This window comes from Mycobacteroides abscessus ATCC 19977 (assembly GCF_000069185.1).
Lineage (GTDB): Bacteria > Actinomycetota > Actinomycetes > Mycobacteriales > Mycobacteriaceae > Mycobacterium > Mycobacterium abscessus.
This window is the reverse complement of record NC_010397.1, coordinates 2,036,400-2,057,547: the sequence shown is the minus strand read 5'-3', so window position 1 is coordinate 2,057,547 and position 21,148 is coordinate 2,036,400. Positions and strand designations below refer to the sequence as shown.

Genomic DNA, 21,148 nt, shown 5'->3' with positions numbered 1-21,148 from the left:
GTCAGTGTCCCTTCCACTGCGGCGCGCGCTTCTCGCGGAACGCCGCCGGGCCTTCCTGCGCGTCGTCGCTCAGATAGACCGGCTCCCATATCTCGTCGGCCAGGTCGTACGCGGCGGCGAGGTGGTGCTGCGCCGAGAGGTACACGGTGCGCTTGGACGCGAGCACGGACAGCGGTGCGTTCGCGGCGATGCTGAGCGCCAACTGCTGGGTACGCTCGCGTAACTGATCGGCCGGCACCACCTCATTGACCAAGCCGACCTGGTGGGCGCGCGCGGCGGTGATCGGGTCGCCGGTCAGCAGGATTTGCATGGCAACGCGCGGGGGCACCAGCCACGACAGGGGTGTCGCCCACGGCGAACCGCGGCCGACCTTGACCTCGCTGACGGCGAAGGTCGCGTGTTCGGCGGCCACGACCAGGTCGCACTGCTGCGCGAGCAGGAAGCCCCCGGCGAACGCGACACCGTTGACGGCCGCGATCGTCGGCTTCGCGACATCGATGTTGCGGCCGAACTGCGGAGCGAAGTCCTTCGGGGGCACCTTGAGCGCGTTCTGCGCCATCTCCTTCAAGTCCCCGCCGGCGCAGAACGCCTTATCGCCCACGCCGGTGAGGACGAGCACCTTCGCCGCGTCGTCGTCATTGAAGCGGAGTACCGCGTCGATAAGCCCCGTGCGCACAGCGTTGTTCAGCGCGTTGCGCGCCTCGGGCCGGTTGATCGTCAGCCAGGCCACGCTGTCGACGACCTCGTAGCGAATCGGTTGCTCGGCCACCGAGCCTCCGTCCCTCACCGTCGTCTCGCATGTGAGTGGCAGTTCACCCCGGCACCTCGACAAACGGGTCGGCCAGCTCAACGGTGGCTTCACTCGGCACGCACGGACCATCTTCGCTCGAGACGAGCAACTCGAGGTCGACGAGGCGCCGTCCGCCATCGTCGCGTTTGGCCACGACCTTGCCGCTCAGGGTCGCGGTCTGGCCCGGGTAGATCGACCGGATCATTGAGATTCTGCGGCGCCGGATGAGCGCGTCGGGTCCGGCCCATTCGTTGAGGCCGCGGTCGATGAAGCCATGGAAGAAGAGGGTTGACAGGTAGATTGTGCGCTGGCCCTGGCTGCGCGCGTAGTCGGGGTCGTGGTGACCGGGGAACCAGTCCCATGTCGAAGCCGCGTTCATGCAGATGCGCTTGTAGCTGATCTCGATCGAGACGGGCGTCAGGGTGTCGCCGACGGCGATGTCCTCGAACCGCACGGGGAAGCGGACCATGCTGTGCTCGGTGGATCCGTTCATGATGCGCCTTCACTATCGGCGGTGTCGTATCGGAAGAGCACGTTGGTGTTGCGGCCGATGACCTCACCGTGCTGGTCGGAGAACGTACTCACCGTGGTGATGAACACGCCGGTGCCCACCCGCGTCGTCTTCGGCTCGGAGATCGAGGCGATCTCCTCCACGATCGACACGTGATCGCCTACCCGGGGCCGGCGTTCGAACTCCGTCGTCGTCGAGGCGTTGATGATGTGGTGGCCCGGCAACGGGACGCTGAGCGCGAACATCATGTCGGCACGCGCTAGGTACCCGGGCACCCACTGCGGCGCGAAGCCGAGGCTCATCAGCAGCCCGGGCGGGCAGTCCTCACCCTCCCAGTAACGGGGGTTCGCGTCCTCGACGAGCGAGCAGTAGTACAACACCATCGAGCGGTCGATCGGGAACCACGCACGCCGCGGTTCGGAGCGATGACCGACCCACGCCCGGCCTTCGTCGAAGGTCCCGAATGTCATCCCGAGGCCGGTGACGTCGCTCGTTGGCGCGCTCACCGGGCCACCTGCACGACGGCGCTCCCCTTTATCGCGGGTTCGCCGGACTGGCGCGTGACCACGAGTTCGAGGTCTGCCACCTGCTGCCCTCCGGCCTCGCGCACGCCGGTGACCCTGCCGCCGAAGCTGAGCAGGTCACCGGGCCATACCTGACCGGTGAACCGGATGCGGAACGAGCGGATGTTGGCCAGCCCCACCCAGGCGGTCAGCCGCTGGGCGAGCACACCGCCGTGCAGCAGTCCCATACCGAACACACCGGGCATGCCGGCCGCGCGGGCGAACTCCTCGTCATGGTGGATCGGGTTGAAGTCGCCGCCGGACCCGGCGTAGCGGACGATGTGCGAGCGCGTCAGCGGGCCGAACTGTGAGCTCGGCATCTCGTCGCCGGCGGCCAACGCCACCGGCGCGGGGGATGTCGTCATTGGGTGGAGCCTCCGGTTTCGATCAAGACGTCGGTCTGGCGCACGACGAGTTCGTCGCGCTGGTTGGTGAAGTCGGTCTCGATCGTCACGATTGTCATGGTGCCGCCGCGCTTGCCCTCGCGGCTGGTCACGTTCGACACCCGACGCGTCTCGGTGAGCTCGTCGCCGACGACCACCGGCGCGAAATACTCCCAGCCGCACTCACCGTGCAGTACGCGTCGCAGGTCGAGCCCGAGGGCGCCGAACATGTCGTCGTCGGCGCGCCAGTGAGCCGAGGAGACGACGAAGGTCGGCGGAGCGGGGATCGCGCCGAAGCCGGCGGCGCGGGCCGCTGCGGCGTCCTGGTAGATCGGGTCGTGGTCGTCGAGGGACAGCGCGAACTCGCGCACTTTGGACCGGTCGACGGGAAATGTGGTGCTCCCGAGTTGCGTCCCGATGAGCGATGCGTCAGCCACTCTGGTCACCTTTCCCGCCGGCGAAGGCCGGTGCACAATCGCGAATGAGGCTGCCTAGGTTCTCGGCGATGCGCTCGGGCGCGAGGCCGATCGAGGGTGAGTAGAGAACGATGTGGTCCAGCACGCCCTCGTAGCGGCGCAGCCCTTCTCGGACCTCGGCGGCGGTGCCGGCCACCGCCATCGCGTCGATCATGTCGTCGGTGACGGCTGCGAACATGGCCGGCAGGTCACGCCGCGCGAACGCGTCGCGAATCGCCGCCCCCTGCCTGGCGAAGCCGCTCACATCGAGAACGTGTTCGTAGGTCTTCACCGAGGAGTAGAACGCGATCTGCTGCGCGGCCTCACGGCGTGCGATCTGTGGGTCGTCGTGCACCGCGCAGATGACCATCGAGACGATCTCAATGTCGGCGGGATCGCGTCCGGCCCGCTCCGCACCGCGCACGACGGCTGGGCGGGCGACCTCCTCGACGTAGGTCGTGGTGAATAGCGGATGACCGGCCAACCCGTCGGCGACGCGCCCTGCCACCTCGCACATCCGCGGACGCACGCCCGCGGTGATGATCGGGATGGCCCGCTGCGGCGGCGCGACGTCGCCGGTCGGGACGAGATTCATCCGATAGAAGCGACCCTCATGGCGCACGGGGCCCTCGTGCAGGTTCCAGATCCGACGCACGAGCGGGACCAGCTCCTCCATGCGCAGAGCGGGAGCGGAGGTGTCCTCCACGCCGTGCCAGTCGCTCATCATGCGGCGTGTGCCGTTGCCGAGCCCGAGCACGACGCGCCCGCCTGAAAGCTCGTCGAGGTCACGCGCCTCGGTGGCGAGCACGAGCGGGCTGCGCCCGACGCCATACAGGATCGACGACCCGATGCGGCAGCGCTTTGTGCGCGCGGCCATCGCGGCCATCGAGATCGAGCCGGAGCGCGAGTAGAACTCCGAGGCCCAGGCGGCGTCGAAGCCGGCGAGGTCGGTAGCCTCGGCGGTCTCGACAAGGGTGGCCAAGTCCGCGCCGAGCACCGAGACCCCGTACGTGCTCACGACGCCGCCGGCCTGAATCGGACCAGCCCAAGGTCCTCGTTCACCCGCTCGAACACTGCGCGCACTCTTGCGCCGATCGCAACTTCATCGGGGGCCACGCCCTCGAGACTGGCCAACAACTGCGGCCCCTCGTCCAGACGAACGAGCACGACGACGTACGGCTCGCTGCGCGGGAACGAGTCCCACGGGGGGCGGTACACCGGCGCGAAACTGACGATCTCACCAGTACCCGCCGCGGTCTCCCAGGCCAACTCACCGTCATGGCAGACGGGACACACCAGCCGCGGGTAGAGGAACGGGTGGCCGTTCGCGCACCGCTGGAAGACGAGTACGCCGCGGGCCGCTGCTGCGAAGTAGGGACGGTTGACATCGGTCAGCGGCGGCAGCGCCTCAGGATCGTGCAGACCGTCGAGGGAACTCGAAGCTGCGGTCATGACGCTCCCTCCATCACCATGCTGACGTGACTGCACAGCATCGAGCCGTAGCTGTGCACGAACGCGGTGTCCGCCCCGAAGACCTGACGGCCCTCGGCGCGACCGGACAACTGCCAATAACCCTCGAGGATCTGCGAAATGCCAGAGGAGGTCCCGGTGTGCCCGAACCGGATCAGGCCGCCGTCGGTGTTCACCGGAAGGTCGCCCCCCGGATCGGCGCGGCCGTCACGGTAGAAATCGCCTGCCCCGCCGGGCTTCACGAAGCCCGCCTCCTCCAGGATCATCGCCGGGTTTGAGGCGAAGGCGTCGTAGAGCAAGGCGATGTCGATGTCGGCCGGCGCCCGTCCGGAGCGCTCGAAGGCCATCGGACCCGAACGGGCGGCCCCGGTACGACCCGGGCGGGCCAGCGAGGTCAGAAAACCGTGGGTGTGACCCTCTCCAAACCCGAGCAGGTGTACCGGCCGGTGTTTGCCCGCGCGAGCCCGGCGGGCCGAGCCCAGCACGAGCGCGCCACCGCCCTCGCAGGGAATCGAGCAGTGGTAGAAGTGGAACGGCCCGGCGATCGGGCGGGACGCCAGCACGTCCTCCACAGTCAGGCGTTGTGAGCGGTGCGCGATCGCCGCGGGATTCAGCGCGGCCCACCGGTCCTGCGACGCGGTGACCTCGGCGATGTCCGCCTTGCCCTGTCCCGTCTCGTGCATCCAGGCCTGCGCGATCAAACCGTACAGCGCCGGCACGGAGGGTCCGTAGGGCATCTCGAACGCGTGGTCACACACCAGCGCCATCAGTTCGCGCCCGCCATCGCGGATCGGTGGAAACTTGCCCGCCGACACGACCAGCACCGTCTCGGCCTCGCCCCGGGCGATGACGTTACTCGCCATGCGCGTCATGGCCAGATGGGTCCCGCCGCCAAGCTGACAGGTCATCTGAAGTTTCAGGTTGTGCAGCCCGAGATAGTCCATGAGGTCCTCGGACAGGAAGATCGAACCCTCGTTCGTCATCGGCCCGGCGCACACGAGACCGTCGACCTCGTCTGGGACCACCCCTGCGTCGGCGAGAGCCGCGACCGCGGCGCGCACATGCAATTCAGTGGAGGTGTACGGAACGTTTCTTCCTGGAGCGACTTCGGCGGCACCGATGATGGCCGGCTGGTCGTGTGGCATCCGGACTCCTTCCGACCACGCGTTCAACGCCGGTCCCGACGTGAACGACGGTTAGCATAGCGTGACTAGGGGGTCCGCGTCACCCCCGGCCCGCACCCGCCGCCAGCGCGGTATGGATTCTCTGGATGTCGTTGCGCCTCTTCCCAAGAGGGTGCTGCGATGACCGAAACCCGCGCCGATCGTGTCGTTTCTCGACGATGTCCAGGTGACAGATGAGGCCGATCGCGAAGCCCGCTGGTTCCGGTGGACGCCCGGCACGCGCCCGGGCGGAACTTTGCGCGCTCAGTCGCGCGTTTTTCTGAAGTGGCGCGGTGACCGACCGGTCCACCGTTTGAACGCATGTGTGAAGTTCGTGAGGTCCGCGTACCCGAGTTCTGCCGCGATCTCGCTTACAGACACCGATCTGTCGAGAATTCGCAGAATTGCTCGCTCCTGCAAGAACGACTGACGTAATTCTCGAAAGGTGGTCCCCTCTTCGCGCAGGCGCCGCTTCAACGTGCTCGGGGATATCGAGAGCTCGCCCGCCGTCCGGCTGATGTTCGTTTTTCCGGGATCTTTCTCGAGCAGGTCCCTTACTTTTTCGGAGACCGACGTGTCACGTCGTTGATCGAGAGTTCGCTGCAAATCGGTGACGGCAATCCGGTACGCCACAGGATCGGAGAATCGACAGACCTCCTCCAGCGTAGCCGCGGGAACGTGGACGAACGAGCTGGGGGCGTCGAAGAAGATCCGACCCGCCAACACTTCGTCATGAAGAACCCACGACTCCGGCGCTGAATGACTCAGATGCAGTTCAATATTCGGTACGGCACCCGCGAGCATGTCGAGCAGACGCAACAGCGCCAGCCCACCGTAGGTGACGGCCAGGCAGTTCAGGCCCGCGTCACCGGTGCGACCGGTGAGCCCGATCGTGAGGCCGCGTTCCGTCGAATGGAACGACGGGCTGAGGGCTGTGGTGATCACCGGCAGATAAGCAAGCAACTCGACAACCTCGGCTACCGAGCCCGCGCTGACCAAGGGAACACTGAGTGCCCCAAAGGACGTCAGTTTGGCGTGTTCAGCGAACGCGAAACCCAGACGGGTTCCCTGATCACAATCGAAATCGGAATATATCTCCCTGAACCACCGTAAGGGGACCTGCGCGTCGCGGCCCACCAACATCGACTCGGTGACGTGCTCGCGAACCATGATGCTGCGCAGCGCAATGCTGGCGTCATGCCCCAGCGCCTCACTGTCCAGCATCTGCAGGAAAGCCAGCGCTGGCATACCCGAGTCGTCGAGTTTCACGTGCCTCCCTGCGCGTGAGCTAAAAACACAACTCTTTGACTCCTGCGAGTCTAGCGACGCTGGTCACGCGCGACAACACTAAAAAGAGAAGTTCCAGATTGAGGAGAGTTAATCATGGCAGTCGTCACCTTCGTCTCTCATGACGGCGAGAAGTACGAAGCCCCCTTGGCCGAAGGGCAGTCCTTGATGCAGATTGCGGTCAATAACGCGGTGCCCGGCATCGACGGCGATTGCGGAGGGGAAGCCGCATGCGGAACATGCCACGTGATCGTCGCTCCCGAGTGGTCGGACACGGTGGGACTCTGCGGCGCCAACGAAGAGGAGATGCTCGCGATGAACCCCGAGCGTCAGCGGACGTCGAGGCTGTCCTGCCAGATGGCCGCCTCCGAGGCATGGGATGGCTTGACGGTCGAGCTACCTGAGTTCCAGCTCTGAAACAACGTCATGGATTTGGAGGAAACAATAATGAGTATTCCCGCGGCAGTGGCCGCCAAAGCCCAGTCTGCCGTGCCTCTGGAGCTGCAAATCCGCGGCGCACACCTCTACGACAAGACACGTCGGTGGGTAACCGGAACCAATGGTAAGAAGATCTTCACCGAGACGCCCATTCCTCCGGTCGAGGACGTCGATATCGCCGACATCGATCTCAGCAACCCGTTCCTCTACCGCCAAGGCCGCTGGAAGTCCTACTTCGAACGCGTGCGCAACGAGGCGCCGGTGCATTACCAGGCTCGCAGTCCGTTCGGCCCGTTCTGGTCGGTGACCCGCCACGCGGACATCATCGCCGTCGACAAGAACCACGAGGCTTTCTCCGCAGAGCCGTTCATCATCATCGGGAGACCGCCTCGTTTTATGGACATCGCCATGTTCATCGCGATGGATCCGCCACAACACGACTTGCAGCGCGCTTCCGTCCAAGGGGTTGTCGCGCCGAAGAACCTGCGCGAGATGGAGGGGCTGATCCGCTCGCGTGTCCAGGAAGTGCTGGACGATCTACCGGTGGATCAGCCGTTCAATTGGGTGCACCACGTCTCCATCGAACTGACAGCGCGCATGCTCGCGACCCTGCTGGACTTCCCGTACGAGCAGCGGCACAAGCTCGTGGAATGGTCGGACCTCGCCACCTCCATGGAGCAAGCCAATGGCGGTCCTTCCGACAACGACAGAGTGTTTCGTGGCATGGTCGACATGGCGAAGGGGCTCAGCGCTCTCTGGCATGACAAGGCGGCCCGTACCGCCAACGGGGAGCGACCGGGCTTCGATCTGATCACGATGCTGCAGGCCAACGAGGACACTAAGGATCTCATCGACCGCCCGATGGAATTCCTCGGCAATTTGGTATTGCTGATCGTCGGGGGAAACGACACGACTCGCAACTCGATGAGCGGAGGGGTTCTCGCCTTGAACCAGTTCCCCGATCAGTTCGAGAAGTTGAAGGCGAACCCTGACCTGATTCCCAACATGGTGTCCGAGATCATTCGCTGGCAGACCCCGTTGGCGTACATGCGCCGAGTCGCGAAAAAAGACATCATGTTGAACGGGCAATTCATCCGCAAGGGCGACAAGGTCGTGATGTGGTACGCCTCTGGTAACCGCGATGAGCGTGTCTTCGAGCGGGCCGATGAGTTGATCATCGATAGGAGCAACGCCCGCAATCACATCTCGTTCGGGTTCGGCGTGCACAGGTGCATGGGAAACCGACTTGCTGAGTTGCAGCTTCGAATCCTGTGGGAGGAATTGCTCCCTCGCTTTGAGAACATCGAGGTGGTCGGCGAACCCGAGTATGTGCAATCGAATTTCGTCAGGGGTATCAGCAAGCTGATGGTTCGCCTCACTCCCAGGCCGAGTGCATGACTCCCGAACGAGCGGTGATCGTCGGCGCGAGCCACGCCGGCGCGCAGTTGGCAGCTAATCTTCGAAGGGAGGGGTGGTCTGGGGAGGTCGTGCTCATCGGCGACGAGGGGGGACTGCCCTACCACCGGCCTCCGTTGTCGAAGGGATACCTGGCCGGCAAGAACGGCCTCGACGACCTCCTGATTCGCGGCGCTGATTTCTACGAAAAGCAGCACATTCGACTCTTGAATGCGACCGTGGAGGCGATCCACCGGAGTGCCAAGCGTGTGTCTCTGAGCACCGGCGACACGCTGACGTACACCAAGCTCGCGTTGTGCACCGGCGCAAGGGCCAGACGACTCCCCACACCAGGGGTGGATCTTCCCGGAATTCACTACCTGCGTACCGCTGCAGACGTCGAGTTGATCCGTGCCGCCGCCACACCGGGTCGGAGGGTTGTGATCGTGGGCGGCGGTTACATCGGGTTGGAAACGGCGGCCTCGCTGTGTTCGCTCGGCATGAACGTCACCGTCCTCGAGGCAACCGAGCGTGTACTCGAAAGGGTCACCGCGCCGGAGGTTTCCGCGTTTTACACGCGAATCCACCGCGGCGAGGGAGTGGAGATCCGAACACACGCCCTCGTCGAAGCCTTCTCCGGTAACGGTGGGGTGCAGGAGGTCGTGCTGGCTGACGGCGAATCGATCCCCGCCGACTTGGTCATCGTCGGCGTCGGTGTGGTGCCGAACACCGAGCTCGCCTCGGCCGCAGGATTATCCGTCGACAACGGCATCGTGATCGACGACCAGGCCCGCACCAGCGACCCCGACATCGTGGCCGCCGGCGACTGCACGAGCCACACCATGGCTCGATACGGCTCGCGTATTCGTTTGGAATCCGTATCGAGCGCCGGCGAGCAGGCCAAGATCGCTGCGGCGACAATCTGCGGAAAACACAGCGCAATCGCTGCGCTTCCGTGGTTCTGGTCCGACCAGTACGATCTCAAACTCCAGATTGCCGGTCTCAACGCCGGATACGACGAACTGTTGCTCAGTGGTGACCCGTCGCGTGACCGTGACTTCAGCTGCTTCTACTTCCGCGAGGGCGAACTCATCGCCGCCGACTGCGTCAATCGTCCTCGCGATTTCATGTCCAGTAAGCGGGCCATCAGCCAGCAGCTCCGAGTTGACCGCTCAGAGCTCCTCGCCGGCTCGATCTGACACGAGAGCTTGCTGGCTACAAACTGTGGACAACTCCCAGGTACCTGAGTGCTACGCGGGAGATCCGCTCACCGGTGGTGGCGATGTCCGCGGCGGGGAGTACAACATGACTCACTGTCAGTCGCACCAGAACATCTGCGACCTCCTCAACGTCTTCGGGATCGAGATCGTCGAAGTGGTCGTTAAACCACGTGATCAGAGCCGCGGAGCAGAGCTGAAGCAGGGAAGCCGACGTCGGCAGAAGAGGTAGGACTCCAGTAGACGACGAGCCACCGCGATCATTCCCCGAAGGGTTGGACGTCAGAACTGCCTTGAGGAGCGGGCTGTCTTCTGCTTCACAGAGGGTGAATTGCACCGCTGCGGTGATGCCGCCCCGCACGTCGCCCACGTGTTCGGCAAGGACGGCAAGAATGCCTTCCATAAAGCGCTGGCCCTCCGACACCACAAGCGCGTCGCCGAGCCCCTGTTTGTCGCCGAACTCTTTGTACAACGTCGGGCGGGAGACGCCGACCGATTCGGCAACCTCGCTCATCCGGACCTGATCCCAGCCCTTCTCGATGGCGAGTTCTCGTGTCGCCCTCAAAACCTTTTCGCGCACATGCCGGCGGAAAGACACCCGCACTGGTTCAGTTGGCATAGGAGCAGGATAGGCGCCAGCCCTACATGGGCAGTCAACCGACAGCAGGGTTCATATGGTCCTGTCGAGGAATTCGACGACCGCCGTCGAGAATGCGTCGTTGTTGTCGCCGGCAATCATGTGTCCCGCGCCCGACACGTCAACGGTTTGCGCGTGCGGAACGACGGTCAGGAAATGCCTTACTGTCTCTTCGGAGACGATGTCAGATAGTAGGCCCCGGACCAGCAGCGTTGGCGCGGACACCTGCCGCGCACCATCGAGAAGGAAGGCGCTCATCATCTCGAAGTACTCAGCGCCCTCGTCTGGATCACCCTGCAGGAACTGGAAATTCGACGTCACGAAGGCTGGATCCCATCGCCAGGACCAGCGACCGTCTTCGCGACGGGCGAGGACTTTTCGGAGCCCGTCGAGGTTTTCGGGGCGAGGGCGGTGCGGGTTGTAGGCGGCGATCACGTCAGCGGCCGACTCTAGGCTGTCGAAACCTTCGGGGTGTGCCGACATGAACGCTACGACTCGTCGGGCGCCGTCCATCTCCATTCGCGGAGTGACGTCAACCAGCACGACGGCCTGCCATAGATCCGGCGGGGCGAGCAAGTGTGTTCCGAGAATGGTCAACCCGCCCAGAGATGCGCCGATCGCGGCGACGGGGCGGCCGGAATCGGCGTATGAGCGCACGGCCAATAGGTCGGACCCCAGCCGGTCCATGTCATAGCGTCCGTCGGGGTCCCAGTCGCTGTCCCCGTGTCCCCTGGTGTCGTACGCGGCCACCGTGTATCCCCGCTGGTGCAGGCGTTGGGCGGTGACGTCCCAGGCGTGTCGGCTTTGACCGCCGCCGTGAAGGAGCAACACGACCGCCCGCGGTGCGTCACAGTGGTAGAGGTCGACGGCCAGCGCCAGCCCGTCTGCCGTGGGCACGCGCTCGACCACAGGAGCCGACGAATCGCCTGTTCTCTTTGCCGACATCAGGAGCTCGTCTTCGGTGCGACGACGGTGACGGTTCCCTGGGCCGCACACACCGCTCTGCCGTCGTTGCAGATGTCGATCCGCGCCACCCCGCTGGTTCTGCCCAGCGCGATGATCTCAGCTGTGGCTACACAGGTGCCGCTGGAGACCGGACGAAGCAGATTCAGTTTGAACTCCGTTGTCGCGACCCAAGATCCCAGTGGAATCACGGGATAAAACACCACGCCGAGGCAGTGGTCGACCATGGCCGATAAGCAGCCCCCATGCAGGTTGCCGAACGGCGTCTTCAGGTCGTCGCGTGCGTCCATCTCCGCGACGAGCCGTCCCGCAGCGAATTCGGTGTGACGGAAGCCGAGGTAACCGGCCAACCCGCCCGTGGTTTCTGCTGCGCTCTTGAGTTGCTCAGCGACCTGTTCGTTGAACGTGGTGAATTGCACAGGCCCTCCTACCTCATCTGCCGTCGAGACATTACTCCATAGATGTCACATCGGTCGAGCGTGGTCACCCGCCAGGATCGCCGGAAGGAGAAACCTCGACAGAAACGCCCGGAGTCCGTCACGACTGCGCTCCCGCGGCCCTCGAACAGTCAGCAGGCTCAGTATCGTGCGGACAACCCACTCGGCGGCGTCGTCGACGGAGACCCCCGGTTCCACGCAACTCCAGTGTCTGGTGAAGATGGGACGCAGAAATTCGGTGACGATTTCGAAGAGGGACGTCGAGGTCCCCGCCGCGAGACCCACGCCGGCTAGTTCCTCGTCGCTGCCGAACAACAATCCGATGATCTCTTCGCGGCGCGCGGCCTCAACCGTGTATTCCACGAAGTCGACGAGCGCGGAGCCCAGGTCGGCGTGCGCCGCGATCCGCGGGCTGATGCGGTCGAGATAGCGCTCGGCGGCGCGAATGATGACGCCCGACATCACCGCCTCCCGACTGGGGAAGTAGCGATACACCGTTGCCCTGGACACACCCGCTGTTCTGCCGATGTCCTCCATAGTCGTGCCCACCACACCGCAACTCTCGAGGCACCGCTCGGCAGCATCGAGCAACCGGTCGCGAGCGGACCCACGATCTGTCGGCGCGGCGGCGCCCCATCTCAACAACCTCGTCGACACACAGCCAGTATGCCGCGCGCGCACACCATTGTGACTTGCCCACGCACATGACACCATCGCAGTTATGTCTCAAGTCAGCCCCGTGGCCCTGAGCGGATGCCGATGCCGATGTTGGTAGAAGCGCGTACCCCGGTTGTCGTCGGCGTGGGCGAAGTTACCCATCGCGGGAACGACTTCGTGGACCCGATCGACTTGGCGGTAGAAGCCGCACGCCGCGCGGTCAAAGACGCAGGTCGCCCGGTCGAGCGGCGCATCGACACCGTCGCGACTCCCGGCATCCTGGTCATACCGCGCGACAATCCCGCCAGCAGGATCGCCGAAGCGATGCACATCAGTCCCGCCCGCCGCATCAGCTGTCCCGTCGGCGGAAACACCCCGCAGTATCTCGTCGAGGTGTTGGGTGGCGAAATACGCGAAGGCCGTGCAGATGTCGTCCTGGTCGTCGGGGCGGAGAGCGGGCATTCCGCACGCAAGCTTCAGGGCAGGGCACTTCTCGACTCGCCGCCCCCACCCCGCTCCGGCGACGAATCCCTGGGCGACGCCCGCCCCGGGCTGAGTCAAGCCGAATTGTCGGTGGGTCTGAGTTGGCCGCACGAGGTGTATCCCATCTTCGAGTCCGCGATCGCCGCGCGCCACGGCCGCGACTTCGATGCTCAACGGGAGTGGCTGGGCACGCTGATGGCACCGTTCACAGCCGAGGCGGCACGCCATCCGGAACAGGCCTGGTTCCCACGCGCACGAAGTGCCACCGAACTCAGCGAAGTCACCGCGGAAAACCGCATGGTCTGCTTGCCCTATCCCAAGTTGCTCAACAGCATCATGTCCGTCGACATGGCTGCCGCCTTCATTCTCATGGCGGCCGAGGTGGCGGACGAATTGGGCGTCGCGCGCGATCGTTGGGTCTTTCCCTGGTCAGCAGCGACTTGCAACGACGTGTACTTCCCCGTGGAACGGCCGGACCTCAGTCGCTCATCGGGTATCGAGGTAGCGGCACGGAAGGCTCTCAATGCGGGGCGGTTGACCATCGACGACATCCGGTGGTTCGATCTCTACTCCTGCTTCCCGTCGGCAATTGAGATGACTGCCGAGGCTCTCGACTTGGACCCCCTCGACGACAGAGGCCTCACAGTAACCGGAGGCCTGCCGTATCACGGCGGTCCCGGAAACAATTACGTCAGCCACTCGATCGTTGAGATGGTCCGACGGTGTAGACGCGACCCAACCGATGTCGGACTCGTCACCGGCCTCGGGTGGTATTCGACGAAGCATTCGGTCGGTCTGTGGTCGGCCACCCCGCCACCAACCGGGTGGCGACTGCTCGACACGGCGGTCGAGCAAGCTCAGATCGATTCATCGAGGTTGGGTGTCGCAGGCGTCGACGAGGCGACCGGTTGCGCGACAGTGGACGGATACACCGTCGTCTACGACCGAGACGGGCAACCTCGATGGACTCCGATCATCGCGCACCTGTCCGACGGGCGAAGAGTCGTCGCACGCAGCGACGATCCGCAGATTGCCGAGGCGATGGGCGGGGAAATGTATGTAGGTAAAACGGTGTGCCTCCGAAACACAGGGTCGTTCACCGGATTCGAGCTTCCATGATCGCCGAGGCGATGGTGCTGACCGGACCGCGGAGTCTGCAGCGGCGCCAGATGATCATCCCCGACGTCGGCGACCGGGGTGCGATCCTGCGAGTTGAAGCATGCGGTCTGTGCGGAACAGATCACGAACAATTCACCGGACACCTGCCTGCCGGCTTCTCATTCGTTCCAGGGCACGAAATCGTCGGCATCGTCGAACATGTCGGCGCTGCGGCCGGCCAACGCTGGGGTGTACAAGCCGGCCAGCGCGTGGCCGTTGAGGTGTTCCGGTCCTGCCGAGACTGCCCCGAGTGCCGCCGCGGCGAATACCGGCGGTGCGCGGTGAACGGCATCGCCACCATGTTCGGGTTCGTCGACGTGGAGATCGGCGCGGGCTTATGGGGCGGATACGCCACCCATGTGGAGCTTCCGTGGGACGCGATGCTGCTCCCGATTGCCGAAGACATGGACCCCGTTCTCGCCACGTTGTTCAACCCTCTCGGGGCCGGTATCCAATGGGGGGCGACTCTTCCCGACACCAAGGCCGGGGACGTCGTAGCGATCCTGGGGCCCGGCATCCGCGGAATCTGTGCGGCGGTGGCGGCCAAAGAGGCGGGAGCCGCGTTCGTCGCGATGACCGGCGTCGGCCCACGCGACGAACAACGACTGGCCATCGCCAGATCATTCGGTGTCGACCTGCCCATCGATGTATCGCAGGACGATGCAGCGACCGCGCTTCAGCGTGAGACAGGCGGACGGCTTGCCGACGTGGTCGTCGACGTCACCGCCAAAGCACCCTCCGCGTTCGCCGATGCCGTCGGCCTTGCCAGGCCCGGCGGCACAATTGTGGTGGCCGGCACCCGCGGAGGAGGCGGCGCGCCCCGGTTTGAACCAGACTTGTTGGTCTATAAAGAATTACACGTCGTAGGCGCACTCGGCGTGGAGTATCCCGCCTACCGGGCAGCCCTCGAGATTCTCGCCATGGGCCGCTGGCCGTTCGACCGGATCACCAGAGAATCAACCGGATTCGCTGGGCTCGCACAGCTGCTCACTTCGCTTGCAGATGAAAGTGCCCGATCAAGTGGGGCGCTCCACAACGTCTTTTTGCCCACGCCCTAACGGCGGTGCAGAGGTTCAACAGAGAGGGCCACCCGTGACCATGGCGGAACGCGTACCGATGCTCGACCGTGAGCAGGCCCAGCTGCGAGCTGCCGAATGTGGGTTGCCCGAAGAGTTGGCAGAGCTGTCGGTATTCCGCGTGGCACTTCATCAGCCGCGTGTGGCGGTTGCGCTGTATGGGCTGCTGGACGCGTTACTCTTCCGCGGTTCCCTTGACGCGCGGCTACGCGAGCTGGTCATCTTGCGCATCGGCTGGATCACTGGCTCCGAATACGAATGGACTCAACATTGGCGAATCGCCACACTGCTCGGCGTGCCTGAGCGTGATCTCCTCGCGGTGCGCGACTGGCAGAATTCCGAAAGCCTCGGGCCAGTCGAGCGTGCGGTCCTCGCAGCGACCGATGATGTGGTACGCGACGGGGTCATCTCCGAGGAAAACTGGGCTGGGTGCCAGAAGGCGTTCAATAGCGATCACGCGGTTTTGGTCGAACTTGTCGGAGCAATCGCCAATTGGCGGCTCTTTTCGATCCTGCTTCGATCTCTGAATATTCCGCTTGAGTCCGGTACCGACGGCTGGCCGCCCGATGGGCGAGCTCCTCGGCGTCGCGATTGAGCGAAAAAGGTGGACCGGTGCTTGACCGAAGCGGTCAGCGCCCCAATCGCCAGACCACGACCCGTGTCGTAGACGGACAAGTCCCCCCTCGGACACAGACTGAGGCGACCGAAATGAACGCTCGTGTTCATTTCCGCGCCGATGAAGTGTGTTGAGCGGCGAAGCCGCGATCACACCCAGCGATACGACTCTCGCTGGTTTAAGCGAGCCGTAATCGAGACCGCGGGGCGCCGGGCTTGCCCACGGACCTCGGCATGTCCTGCCCCGGCTGGCCTCCCCAGCACCCGCCAAGCCACCCTGCTCAGCTGCGGCCTCAACGTGGAACTTGCTCGAATTCTGATCTCAGGGCCCGGCTTTCGGGCGAGGAGATGCCTGCAACGCGGTTTTACAAGCGTCGAGGGAAAGCCGAAACTCCTCATTCGCGGCCGGAACAATCCTGGCGAAATCAAGGTAGCCGTGGACCAGAGTGTCGGCGTTGCGAAGCTGGACCGGCACCCCCGCATCTGCCAGTCGCGTCGCGTAGATTTTGCCGTCGTCTCGAAGCGGGTCGTGTTGCGCGGTGGCGATATATGCGGGGGGCAGACCATCGAGCTTCCCGTTGACCGGCGCAACGGTGAACGGTAATGCTGTCGGGTCAGCGGTTTCCGATAGCTCACCGAGATATGCCTGGCCAAAGATCCTCATGATGTCCCGGGAAAGGACCGGACCGTCGGCATTCTCGACGACCGACGGCAAGGAAAGATCGCTGGTGGTGCCCGGATACCAGAGCAGTTGAAACTTAAGATGTGGGCCGCCGCGGATTTCGGCCAGCTGAGCGGCCACGGTGGCGAGGTTGCCACCGGCAGAATCGCCAGCTACGGCGATTCTGGCTGGGTCCGCCCCCAATTCGGGGGCGTGTTCTGCCGCCCAGCTGAGTGCGGCAAATGCGTCATCGACAGCGGCTGGGTAGGGGTTTTCCGGTGCGAGTCGGTAATCCACCGACACCACCACCGCTTCGATATGTGCACATATCGACCGTGCCACCCAGTCGTGAGTATCGATACTGCCCAACGCGAAACCGCCGCCGTGATAGTAGAGGACAAGTGGGAGTTCTCCGGCGCTTTCAAAGCCCGCTGGCCAGTAGATGCGCACCGCAATAGGGGGTGCATCGGTGACAGGAATCGAGGTGTCCTTCACACGACCCACCGTGGGCAACTGCGCATCGCTAGGGGCAGCGTGGCGGCGGGACTCACGTGCCAGGGTCAAATCCTCGGGCCGATCGAGCTGTACCGCTGGGCTCGCCTCGAGGACTGACATCAGGAGCGGGTCAACGGGGCTGGTCACGATTTCCTACCTTCTACTCGGTGTCCTCGGATGTTGTGTCGCGGACGGTCAGCGCCAAAAAGAAACCAAGCCCCATCAGCCCGCTGATGTATGCCAATAGGCCGTTCCACCCTGTATCAGTGAGCACACGGCTACCGATTAGTCCCAACATCGCGCTCCCCGTGAAGCTCGACGCGAGAAAAAGCGCCGATGCCTGAGCCCTACCTCTATCCGCGATTTTTGCCGACAGACTAGTCAGGCACGTGTAACCGGCAAAAGCGCCTGCGGTGACAAGCGCTGCTCCGATAACAATGATCCAGACAGTGGGAATAGCTAGAAGCGCAACTCCGGCCATCATCAAGACAACAGACAGCAGCAGCGTTATTCTGATTCCGATTCTCGCGGCCACGGCGCCCGAGGCCTTCGCGGCGAAAACGCCCGCCAGGATAACCAGAAAAAATGTGCCGTACACACTCGGGGATATATTGAACGGTGGCGATTCCATTCTAAAGGGCAAGGCATTGAATATAGAAATAATCGCGCCCATGAAGCAAAAAACCAGCAGGTAGATGACGAGTAACCGGCGGTTTGAAAGGTGAGAGAGGAAGAGTCCAGATTCTTTGATGTAGGAAATCGCGCTGGGTACGAAGAATTTCGAACGCGGGAGTGTCATGCCAGAAATCATGACGACCACAAGCAAGAGCACGGCCAGCACGCCAAGCGCCAGCCTCCATGAACCCGTACCCCCCACGATCCAAGCTGGCAGCATTTGACCCAAGAGCGACCCGAGAGCATTTCCGGCAGCGTAGATCCCCATCGCGGGGGTAACGGCCGGGGGCTCGAACTCCTCCCCTATGTATGCCATCAAAATGGCGGAAACACCGGCCAAGAGGACGCCTTGGAGCCCTCTGAGTAAGACGATTTCCGTGAGGTCATGGCAGAACACCAGAAGTAGGCAGATCAACGTCGCAAGCGTTGACGACATCAAGAGAATGCTGCGCCGACCATAGCGTTCAGACAATAGACTGATGGGGATCAATCCGACGGCGAAACCGGCAAAGGCAGCCAGGAAAACCAGTCTGCTGTCACCCTCAGAGATATGCAGTCCCTGCGCGATCTGCGGCAGAATTCCCTGAATGCAATACAGCTGTGCGGGGCCGATCATCGAGGCCAGGAGCAGACCCACAGCCGCGATCCGAAACTCTCGGGACTCGGCACGGATTCTGTGTGCGGTGTCATCCTGCTGTGATTCGGCGGCAGGCATAGGAATCACGTTCCTTTCGGCGCGCTCGTGAGCACCGCCCCAGATGCATGCGCCGGGCGCCAACGCACGACCCGCGGCCACCAGAACCATGGGCCCAAAATCCTGGCGATTGCTGGGACAATGAACGAACGCACAATCAAAGTGTCGAGCAGGAGGCCTACGCAGATAATCGAGCCCACTTGCGAGATGGCACGTAGATCGTTCGGCACCATGGACAGCATGGTGAACGCGAAAACCAAACCAGCGGCTGTCACAACGCCACCGGTCGATCCCACCGACCGTATGATTCCAGTCTGGATTCCGCCCTGTAATTCTTCCTTCATTCGTGCGATTAACAGAAGATTGTAATCTGAGCCCACCGCGACCAAGAGGATAAAGGTGAGTGGGAGGACCATCCAGTGCAGGTTGAGGCCAATTATGTGTTGCCAGATCAATATGCCCAACCCGAATGCTCCCGAGAAGGAGAACGCCACTGTGCCGATAATGGTGCACGCGGCGATGAGGCTCCTCGTGATGATCAGCATTATGACGAAGATCAAGGTGAATGAGGCGATAGCCGCGATCAGCAGATCGGACTTTACATATTGTTCGATGTCTCGATAATTCGAGGCCGAGCCTCCGAGGTAGATCTTCGCCCCGGCGAGAGATGTGCCTTTCAGCCCCTCATAGGCGGCCTTTTCGATGGCATTAACATGGGCCACCCCCTCGGGGCTCAGGGCCTCACCGTCATGGTTGATGATGAACCTGGCCGCGGTGCCGTCCGGCGAGACAAGAAACCGTAGAGCGACCTGAAAGTCAGTATTACTGAAGATATATTTCGGCGCATAGAAGAGGTCGTCATTACGAGAATCGTCAAAATCCTGACCGATATCGATCATGTCGTTTGCGTCATCGGCCGCAGTGTAGGTGTTCAGCGCCTGTGTGCCGCGCGACTTGACCATCATCCCTCGCATGATGGTCATGTCACTTAATGCCATGCGTGTCTGCGCAAGCATGCGGGGCAGCAGCTGATCCATGACCTGCATGGAGGCCAGCGCCTCCGCTGTTAGTGCCGTCATCCCGTCGATGCTGTCCATCGACTCGAACATCGACCGCCCCATCCAGCAAATGGGGATGTCCGCGCAGTGCGGTTCCCAGTAGTAATAGTTCTTAATAGGTCTGAGGAAATCGTCGACGGCACTGATGTTTACTTCCACCTGGTCAGCGAGTGCCTTCATCTCCTCCATTGTCCCCACCATCTCATGGGTGAGTTGCGTCATTTGATCCATGAGCCCAATAACTGTCTGCATGATCGAGATGGTGTGATCCATGACGGCCACTTGGTTGTCTAAATCTGCCACTTGGTTCTCGGTAAATGGCAGCTGTTGACCACTGCTGCTGCCTTGCCCCGCCAGTATGTTGGCGATTGACGCGCGCTCCATCGGACGGCCCTCCGGCCGGGTGATGCCTTGAACTTGGGCAATCCCCGGAGTGTGGAAGATGGTCTTGGCGACATGATCGAGTGAGATGAAATCGGCGGGGTTTCGCATATCGTGATCGGACTCGATCAAGAGCATTTCCGAGTTCAGTTTCCCGCCCGCAAAATGTCGGTCCGAGGCCATGAATCCGGCGTTAGCTGGAGTGTTCACCGGCTGGAAGGCCCGCTCGTTATAGCTCACCCGGTAGGACGGCAGAAAGACGGCCCCCACCAGCACTGCTGCGCTTGAGGCAACGAGGACCGGCTTTGGCCAGCGCACGACGATCGTGCCTACCCTGCGCCATCCCCGGGATTGCCCGGTCTGCTTCGGGTCGAGAAGGCCAAATTTACTGGCAATTGCCAGCAGGGCCGGGCCGAGCGTCAAAGCTGCCGCGACCGTCACCAACATCGCGATGGCGCAGGCCGGCCCCATCGTGTTGAAGTAGCCAAGTCGCGCAAAACCGAGGCATAGACATGCCCCCGCGATGGTGAGCCCCGACCCCAGAATGACGTGCGATACGCCGTGAAACGTGGTGTAAAACGCACGGTCCCGATCCTCGCCCGCATTGCGTGCCTCGTGATACCTGCCGAGCAGAAAGATGCCGTAATCTGTTCCGGCCGCGATGATAAGTGATTCGACCATGCTGGTCGCGAATGTCGATATGCCAATGATGTTGTGCACCACGAAAAAGGAAACAATGCCGTTGGATACCGTGAATTCGAAGGCGACGGTGAGTAATATCAGCACTACGCATGCAATGGAGCGGTAAACCAGGACGAGCATGATGATGATGACGGCAATCGTAAAAAGCAGCACCCGCTTCATACTTTTGTCGCCGGCGTCAAGCAGGTCCGCAGACAGCGGCGCCGCCCCCGAGACGTATACACGTAGTCCGGGCGGAGGCGGAGTGCGTTGAAGAGTATCTTGCACCGTCTTGCGCAGTGCGATGGTGGACTCGTTGGCGGCGGCCTCGCCGATATCGCCGACCAAACGCAGCATCACGTAGGCGGCCTTGTTGTCGGGGCTCTGACTGCCCGCGGCCGTGATCGGCTTACCCCACATGTTCATGATGAACTGAACATGCTGCTTGTCCGCGTCGAGCAAACGGATTAACTCGTCGTAGTACTTGTGGTCGGCATCCCCCAGTATTCGGCCCTCGGTCTCCAGCAGGATGTAGGCGAGGCTCGTGGAAGTCGATTCTTGAAACTTCTCACCAATGTGCAGCATTGCGCGCTGCGAAGGCGCATCCAGGGGAACCATCGGCCCCGCGTGTTGCTTTGTCACGCCATCGAGCTTGGGGACCAACACGCTGAGCAGCACCGCGACGCCGACCCAGAAGAGGACGATCGGGATCGCGAGCACCCGAACAGCGTGCGCGACGAAAGGGCGCCTTTCGCCGCGGTCGCGCCCCACATGCTTGTTACCCACGTGTCACGTCGTCTCGTGC

Annotated in this window: 22 protein-coding genes; 6 read left to right on the top strand and 16 right to left on the bottom strand. The window is 63.0% G+C overall.

Going from position 1 to position 21,148, the window contains the following annotated elements; genetic code table 11:
- Window position 1: 1 nt before the first annotated feature.
- The 9 genes from MAB_RS10530 to MAB_RS10490 all read right to left on the bottom strand — a co-directional run bounded on the left by MAB_RS10530 (window position 2) and on the right by MAB_RS10490 (window position 6,604).
- Window positions 2–769: an enoyl-CoA hydratase/isomerase family protein gene (locus MAB_RS10530; protein WP_005086608.1), complete on the bottom strand. Its 768-nt coding sequence runs from the start codon at window positions 767–769 to the stop codon at window positions 2–4.
- A gap of 43 nt (window positions 770–812) precedes the next feature.
- Window positions 813–1,283, bottom strand: a complete 471-nt coding sequence (locus tag MAB_RS10525) for a hotdog family protein (RefSeq protein WP_005086609.1) — start codon at window positions 1,281–1,283, stop codon at window positions 813–815.
- Complete coding sequence (locus MAB_RS10520; RefSeq protein ID WP_005115562.1) at window positions 1,280–1,771, bottom strand: FAS1-like dehydratase domain-containing protein; 492 nt, start codon at window positions 1,769–1,771, stop codon at window positions 1,280–1,282. The genes MAB_RS10525 and MAB_RS10520 overlap by 4 nt, the downstream gene beginning before the upstream one ends.
- 32 nt (window positions 1,772–1,803) lie before the next feature.
- Window positions 1,804–2,229 (bottom strand): dihydroxy-acid dehydratase, encoded by a 426-nt coding sequence (locus MAB_RS10515; RefSeq protein ID WP_005086611.1) that lies wholly within the window; start codon window positions 2,227–2,229, stop codon window positions 1,804–1,806.
- Window positions 2,226–2,684 carry an FAS1-like dehydratase domain-containing protein gene (locus tag MAB_RS10510; RefSeq protein ID WP_005086612.1) on the bottom strand — a complete coding sequence of 153 codons (459 nt, stop codon included), beginning with the start codon at window positions 2,682–2,684 and terminating at the stop codon, window positions 2,226–2,228. The genes MAB_RS10515 and MAB_RS10510 overlap by 4 nt, the downstream gene beginning before the upstream one ends.
- Window positions 2,677–3,720 carry an LLM class flavin-dependent oxidoreductase gene (locus MAB_RS10505; RefSeq protein WP_005086613.1) on the bottom strand — a complete coding sequence of 348 codons (1,044 nt, stop codon included), beginning with the start codon at window positions 3,718–3,720 and terminating at the stop codon, window positions 2,677–2,679. The genes MAB_RS10510 and MAB_RS10505 overlap by 8 nt, the downstream gene beginning before the upstream one ends.
- Window positions 3,717–4,154 (bottom strand): Zn-ribbon domain-containing OB-fold protein, encoded by a 438-nt coding sequence (locus MAB_RS10500; RefSeq protein WP_005061010.1) that lies wholly within the window; start codon window positions 4,152–4,154, stop codon window positions 3,717–3,719. Before MAB_RS10500 ends, MAB_RS10505 begins: the two co-directional genes overlap by 4 nt.
- Window positions 4,151–5,317 (bottom strand): thiolase family protein, encoded by a 1,167-nt coding sequence (locus MAB_RS10495; RefSeq protein WP_005110553.1) that lies wholly within the window; start codon window positions 5,315–5,317, stop codon window positions 4,151–4,153. Before MAB_RS10495 ends, MAB_RS10500 begins: the two co-directional genes overlap by 4 nt.
- A 282-nt stretch (window positions 5,318–5,599) precedes the next feature.
- The gene (locus MAB_RS10490; RefSeq protein WP_005086614.1) at window positions 5,600–6,604 is read right to left on the bottom strand and encodes a helix-turn-helix domain-containing protein; all 1,005 of its coding nucleotides are present in this window, start codon (window positions 6,602–6,604) and stop codon (window positions 5,600–5,602) included.
- A gap of 114 nt (window positions 6,605–6,718) precedes the next feature.
- Between MAB_RS10490 and MAB_RS10485 the strand changes: the two genes are divergently transcribed.
- From MAB_RS10485 to MAB_RS10475, 3 genes are read left to right on the top strand one after another with little or no spacing between them, the layout of a single operon-like run.
- Window positions 6,719–7,039, top strand: a complete 321-nt coding sequence (locus MAB_RS10485; protein WP_005086615.1) for a 2Fe-2S iron-sulfur cluster-binding protein — start codon at window positions 6,719–6,721, stop codon at window positions 7,037–7,039.
- A gap of 30 nt (window positions 7,040–7,069) precedes the next feature.
- Complete coding sequence (locus MAB_RS10480; RefSeq protein WP_005086616.1) at window positions 7,070–8,458, top strand: cytochrome P450; 1,389 nt, start codon at window positions 7,070–7,072, stop codon at window positions 8,456–8,458.
- Window positions 8,455–9,654 carry an NAD(P)/FAD-dependent oxidoreductase gene (locus MAB_RS10475; protein ID WP_005086617.1) on the top strand — a complete coding sequence of 400 codons (1,200 nt, stop codon included), beginning with the start codon at window positions 8,455–8,457 and terminating at the stop codon, window positions 9,652–9,654. The genes MAB_RS10480 and MAB_RS10475 overlap by 4 nt, the downstream gene beginning before the upstream one ends.
- 16 nt (window positions 9,655–9,670) lie before the next feature.
- Here the strand turns inward: MAB_RS10475 and MAB_RS10470 are convergent, their stop codons facing one another.
- From MAB_RS10470 to MAB_RS10455, 4 genes are all read right to left on the bottom strand, one after another.
- Window positions 9,671–10,252, bottom strand: coding sequence for a TetR/AcrR family transcriptional regulator (locus MAB_RS10470; protein WP_005110548.1), 582 nt, complete (start codon window positions 10,250–10,252; stop codon window positions 9,671–9,673).
- Between the two features lie 90 nt (window positions 10,253–10,342).
- Complete coding sequence (locus MAB_RS10465) at window positions 10,343–11,254, bottom strand: alpha/beta fold hydrolase (RefSeq protein WP_005086619.1); 912 nt, start codon at window positions 11,252–11,254, stop codon at window positions 10,343–10,345.
- Window positions 11,254–11,691, bottom strand: a complete 438-nt coding sequence (locus MAB_RS10460) for a PaaI family thioesterase (RefSeq protein WP_005086620.1) — start codon at window positions 11,689–11,691, stop codon at window positions 11,254–11,256. The genes MAB_RS10465 and MAB_RS10460 overlap by 1 nt, the downstream gene beginning before the upstream one ends.
- Window positions 11,692–11,736: 45 nt before the next feature.
- Entirely contained in the window at window positions 11,737–12,390 is a 654-nt protein-coding gene (locus tag MAB_RS10455) for a TetR/AcrR family transcriptional regulator (RefSeq protein WP_369816234.1), read from the bottom strand.
- A gap of 84 nt (window positions 12,391–12,474) precedes the next feature.
- On the opposite strand from MAB_RS10455, the gene MAB_RS10450 reads away from it, so the two are divergent.
- Genes MAB_RS10450 through MAB_RS10440 form a run of 3 tightly spaced genes read left to right on the top strand, consistent with a single transcriptional unit; the run spans window position 12,475 to window position 15,678 of the window.
- Window positions 12,475–13,968 (top strand): acetyl-CoA acetyltransferase, encoded by a 1,494-nt coding sequence (locus MAB_RS10450; protein ID WP_005110545.1) that lies wholly within the window; start codon window positions 12,475–12,477, stop codon window positions 13,966–13,968.
- Window positions 13,965–15,065 carry a zinc-dependent alcohol dehydrogenase gene (locus tag MAB_RS10445; protein WP_005086624.1) on the top strand — a complete coding sequence of 367 codons (1,101 nt, stop codon included), beginning with the start codon at window positions 13,965–13,967 and terminating at the stop codon, window positions 15,063–15,065. The genes MAB_RS10450 and MAB_RS10445 overlap by 4 nt, the downstream gene beginning before the upstream one ends.
- Window positions 15,066–15,099: 34 nt before the next feature.
- Entirely contained in the window at window positions 15,100–15,678 is a 579-nt protein-coding gene (locus MAB_RS10440) for a carboxymuconolactone decarboxylase family protein (RefSeq protein WP_005086626.1), read from the top strand.
- A 342-nt stretch (window positions 15,679–16,020) separates the two neighbouring features.
- Here the strand turns inward: MAB_RS10440 and MAB_RS10435 are convergent, their stop codons facing one another.
- From MAB_RS10435 to MAB_RS10425, 3 genes are read right to left on the bottom strand one after another with little or no spacing between them, the layout of a single operon-like run.
- Window positions 16,021–17,001 carry an alpha/beta hydrolase gene (locus MAB_RS10435; RefSeq protein WP_005115886.1) on the bottom strand — a complete coding sequence of 327 codons (981 nt, stop codon included), beginning with the start codon at window positions 16,999–17,001 and terminating at the stop codon, window positions 16,021–16,023.
- Between the two features lie 13 nt (window positions 17,002–17,014).
- Window positions 17,015–18,244 (bottom strand): MFS transporter, encoded by a 1,230-nt coding sequence (locus tag MAB_RS10430; protein WP_005110538.1) that lies wholly within the window; start codon window positions 18,242–18,244, stop codon window positions 17,015–17,017.
- A gap of 5 nt (window positions 18,245–18,249) precedes the next feature.
- A complete protein-coding gene (locus MAB_RS10425; RefSeq protein ID WP_005080184.1) occupies window positions 18,250–21,129 on the bottom strand; it encodes an MMPL/RND family transporter in 2,880 nt (959 codons plus the stop codon).
- Between the last annotated feature and the right edge of the window lie 19 nt (window positions 21,130–21,148).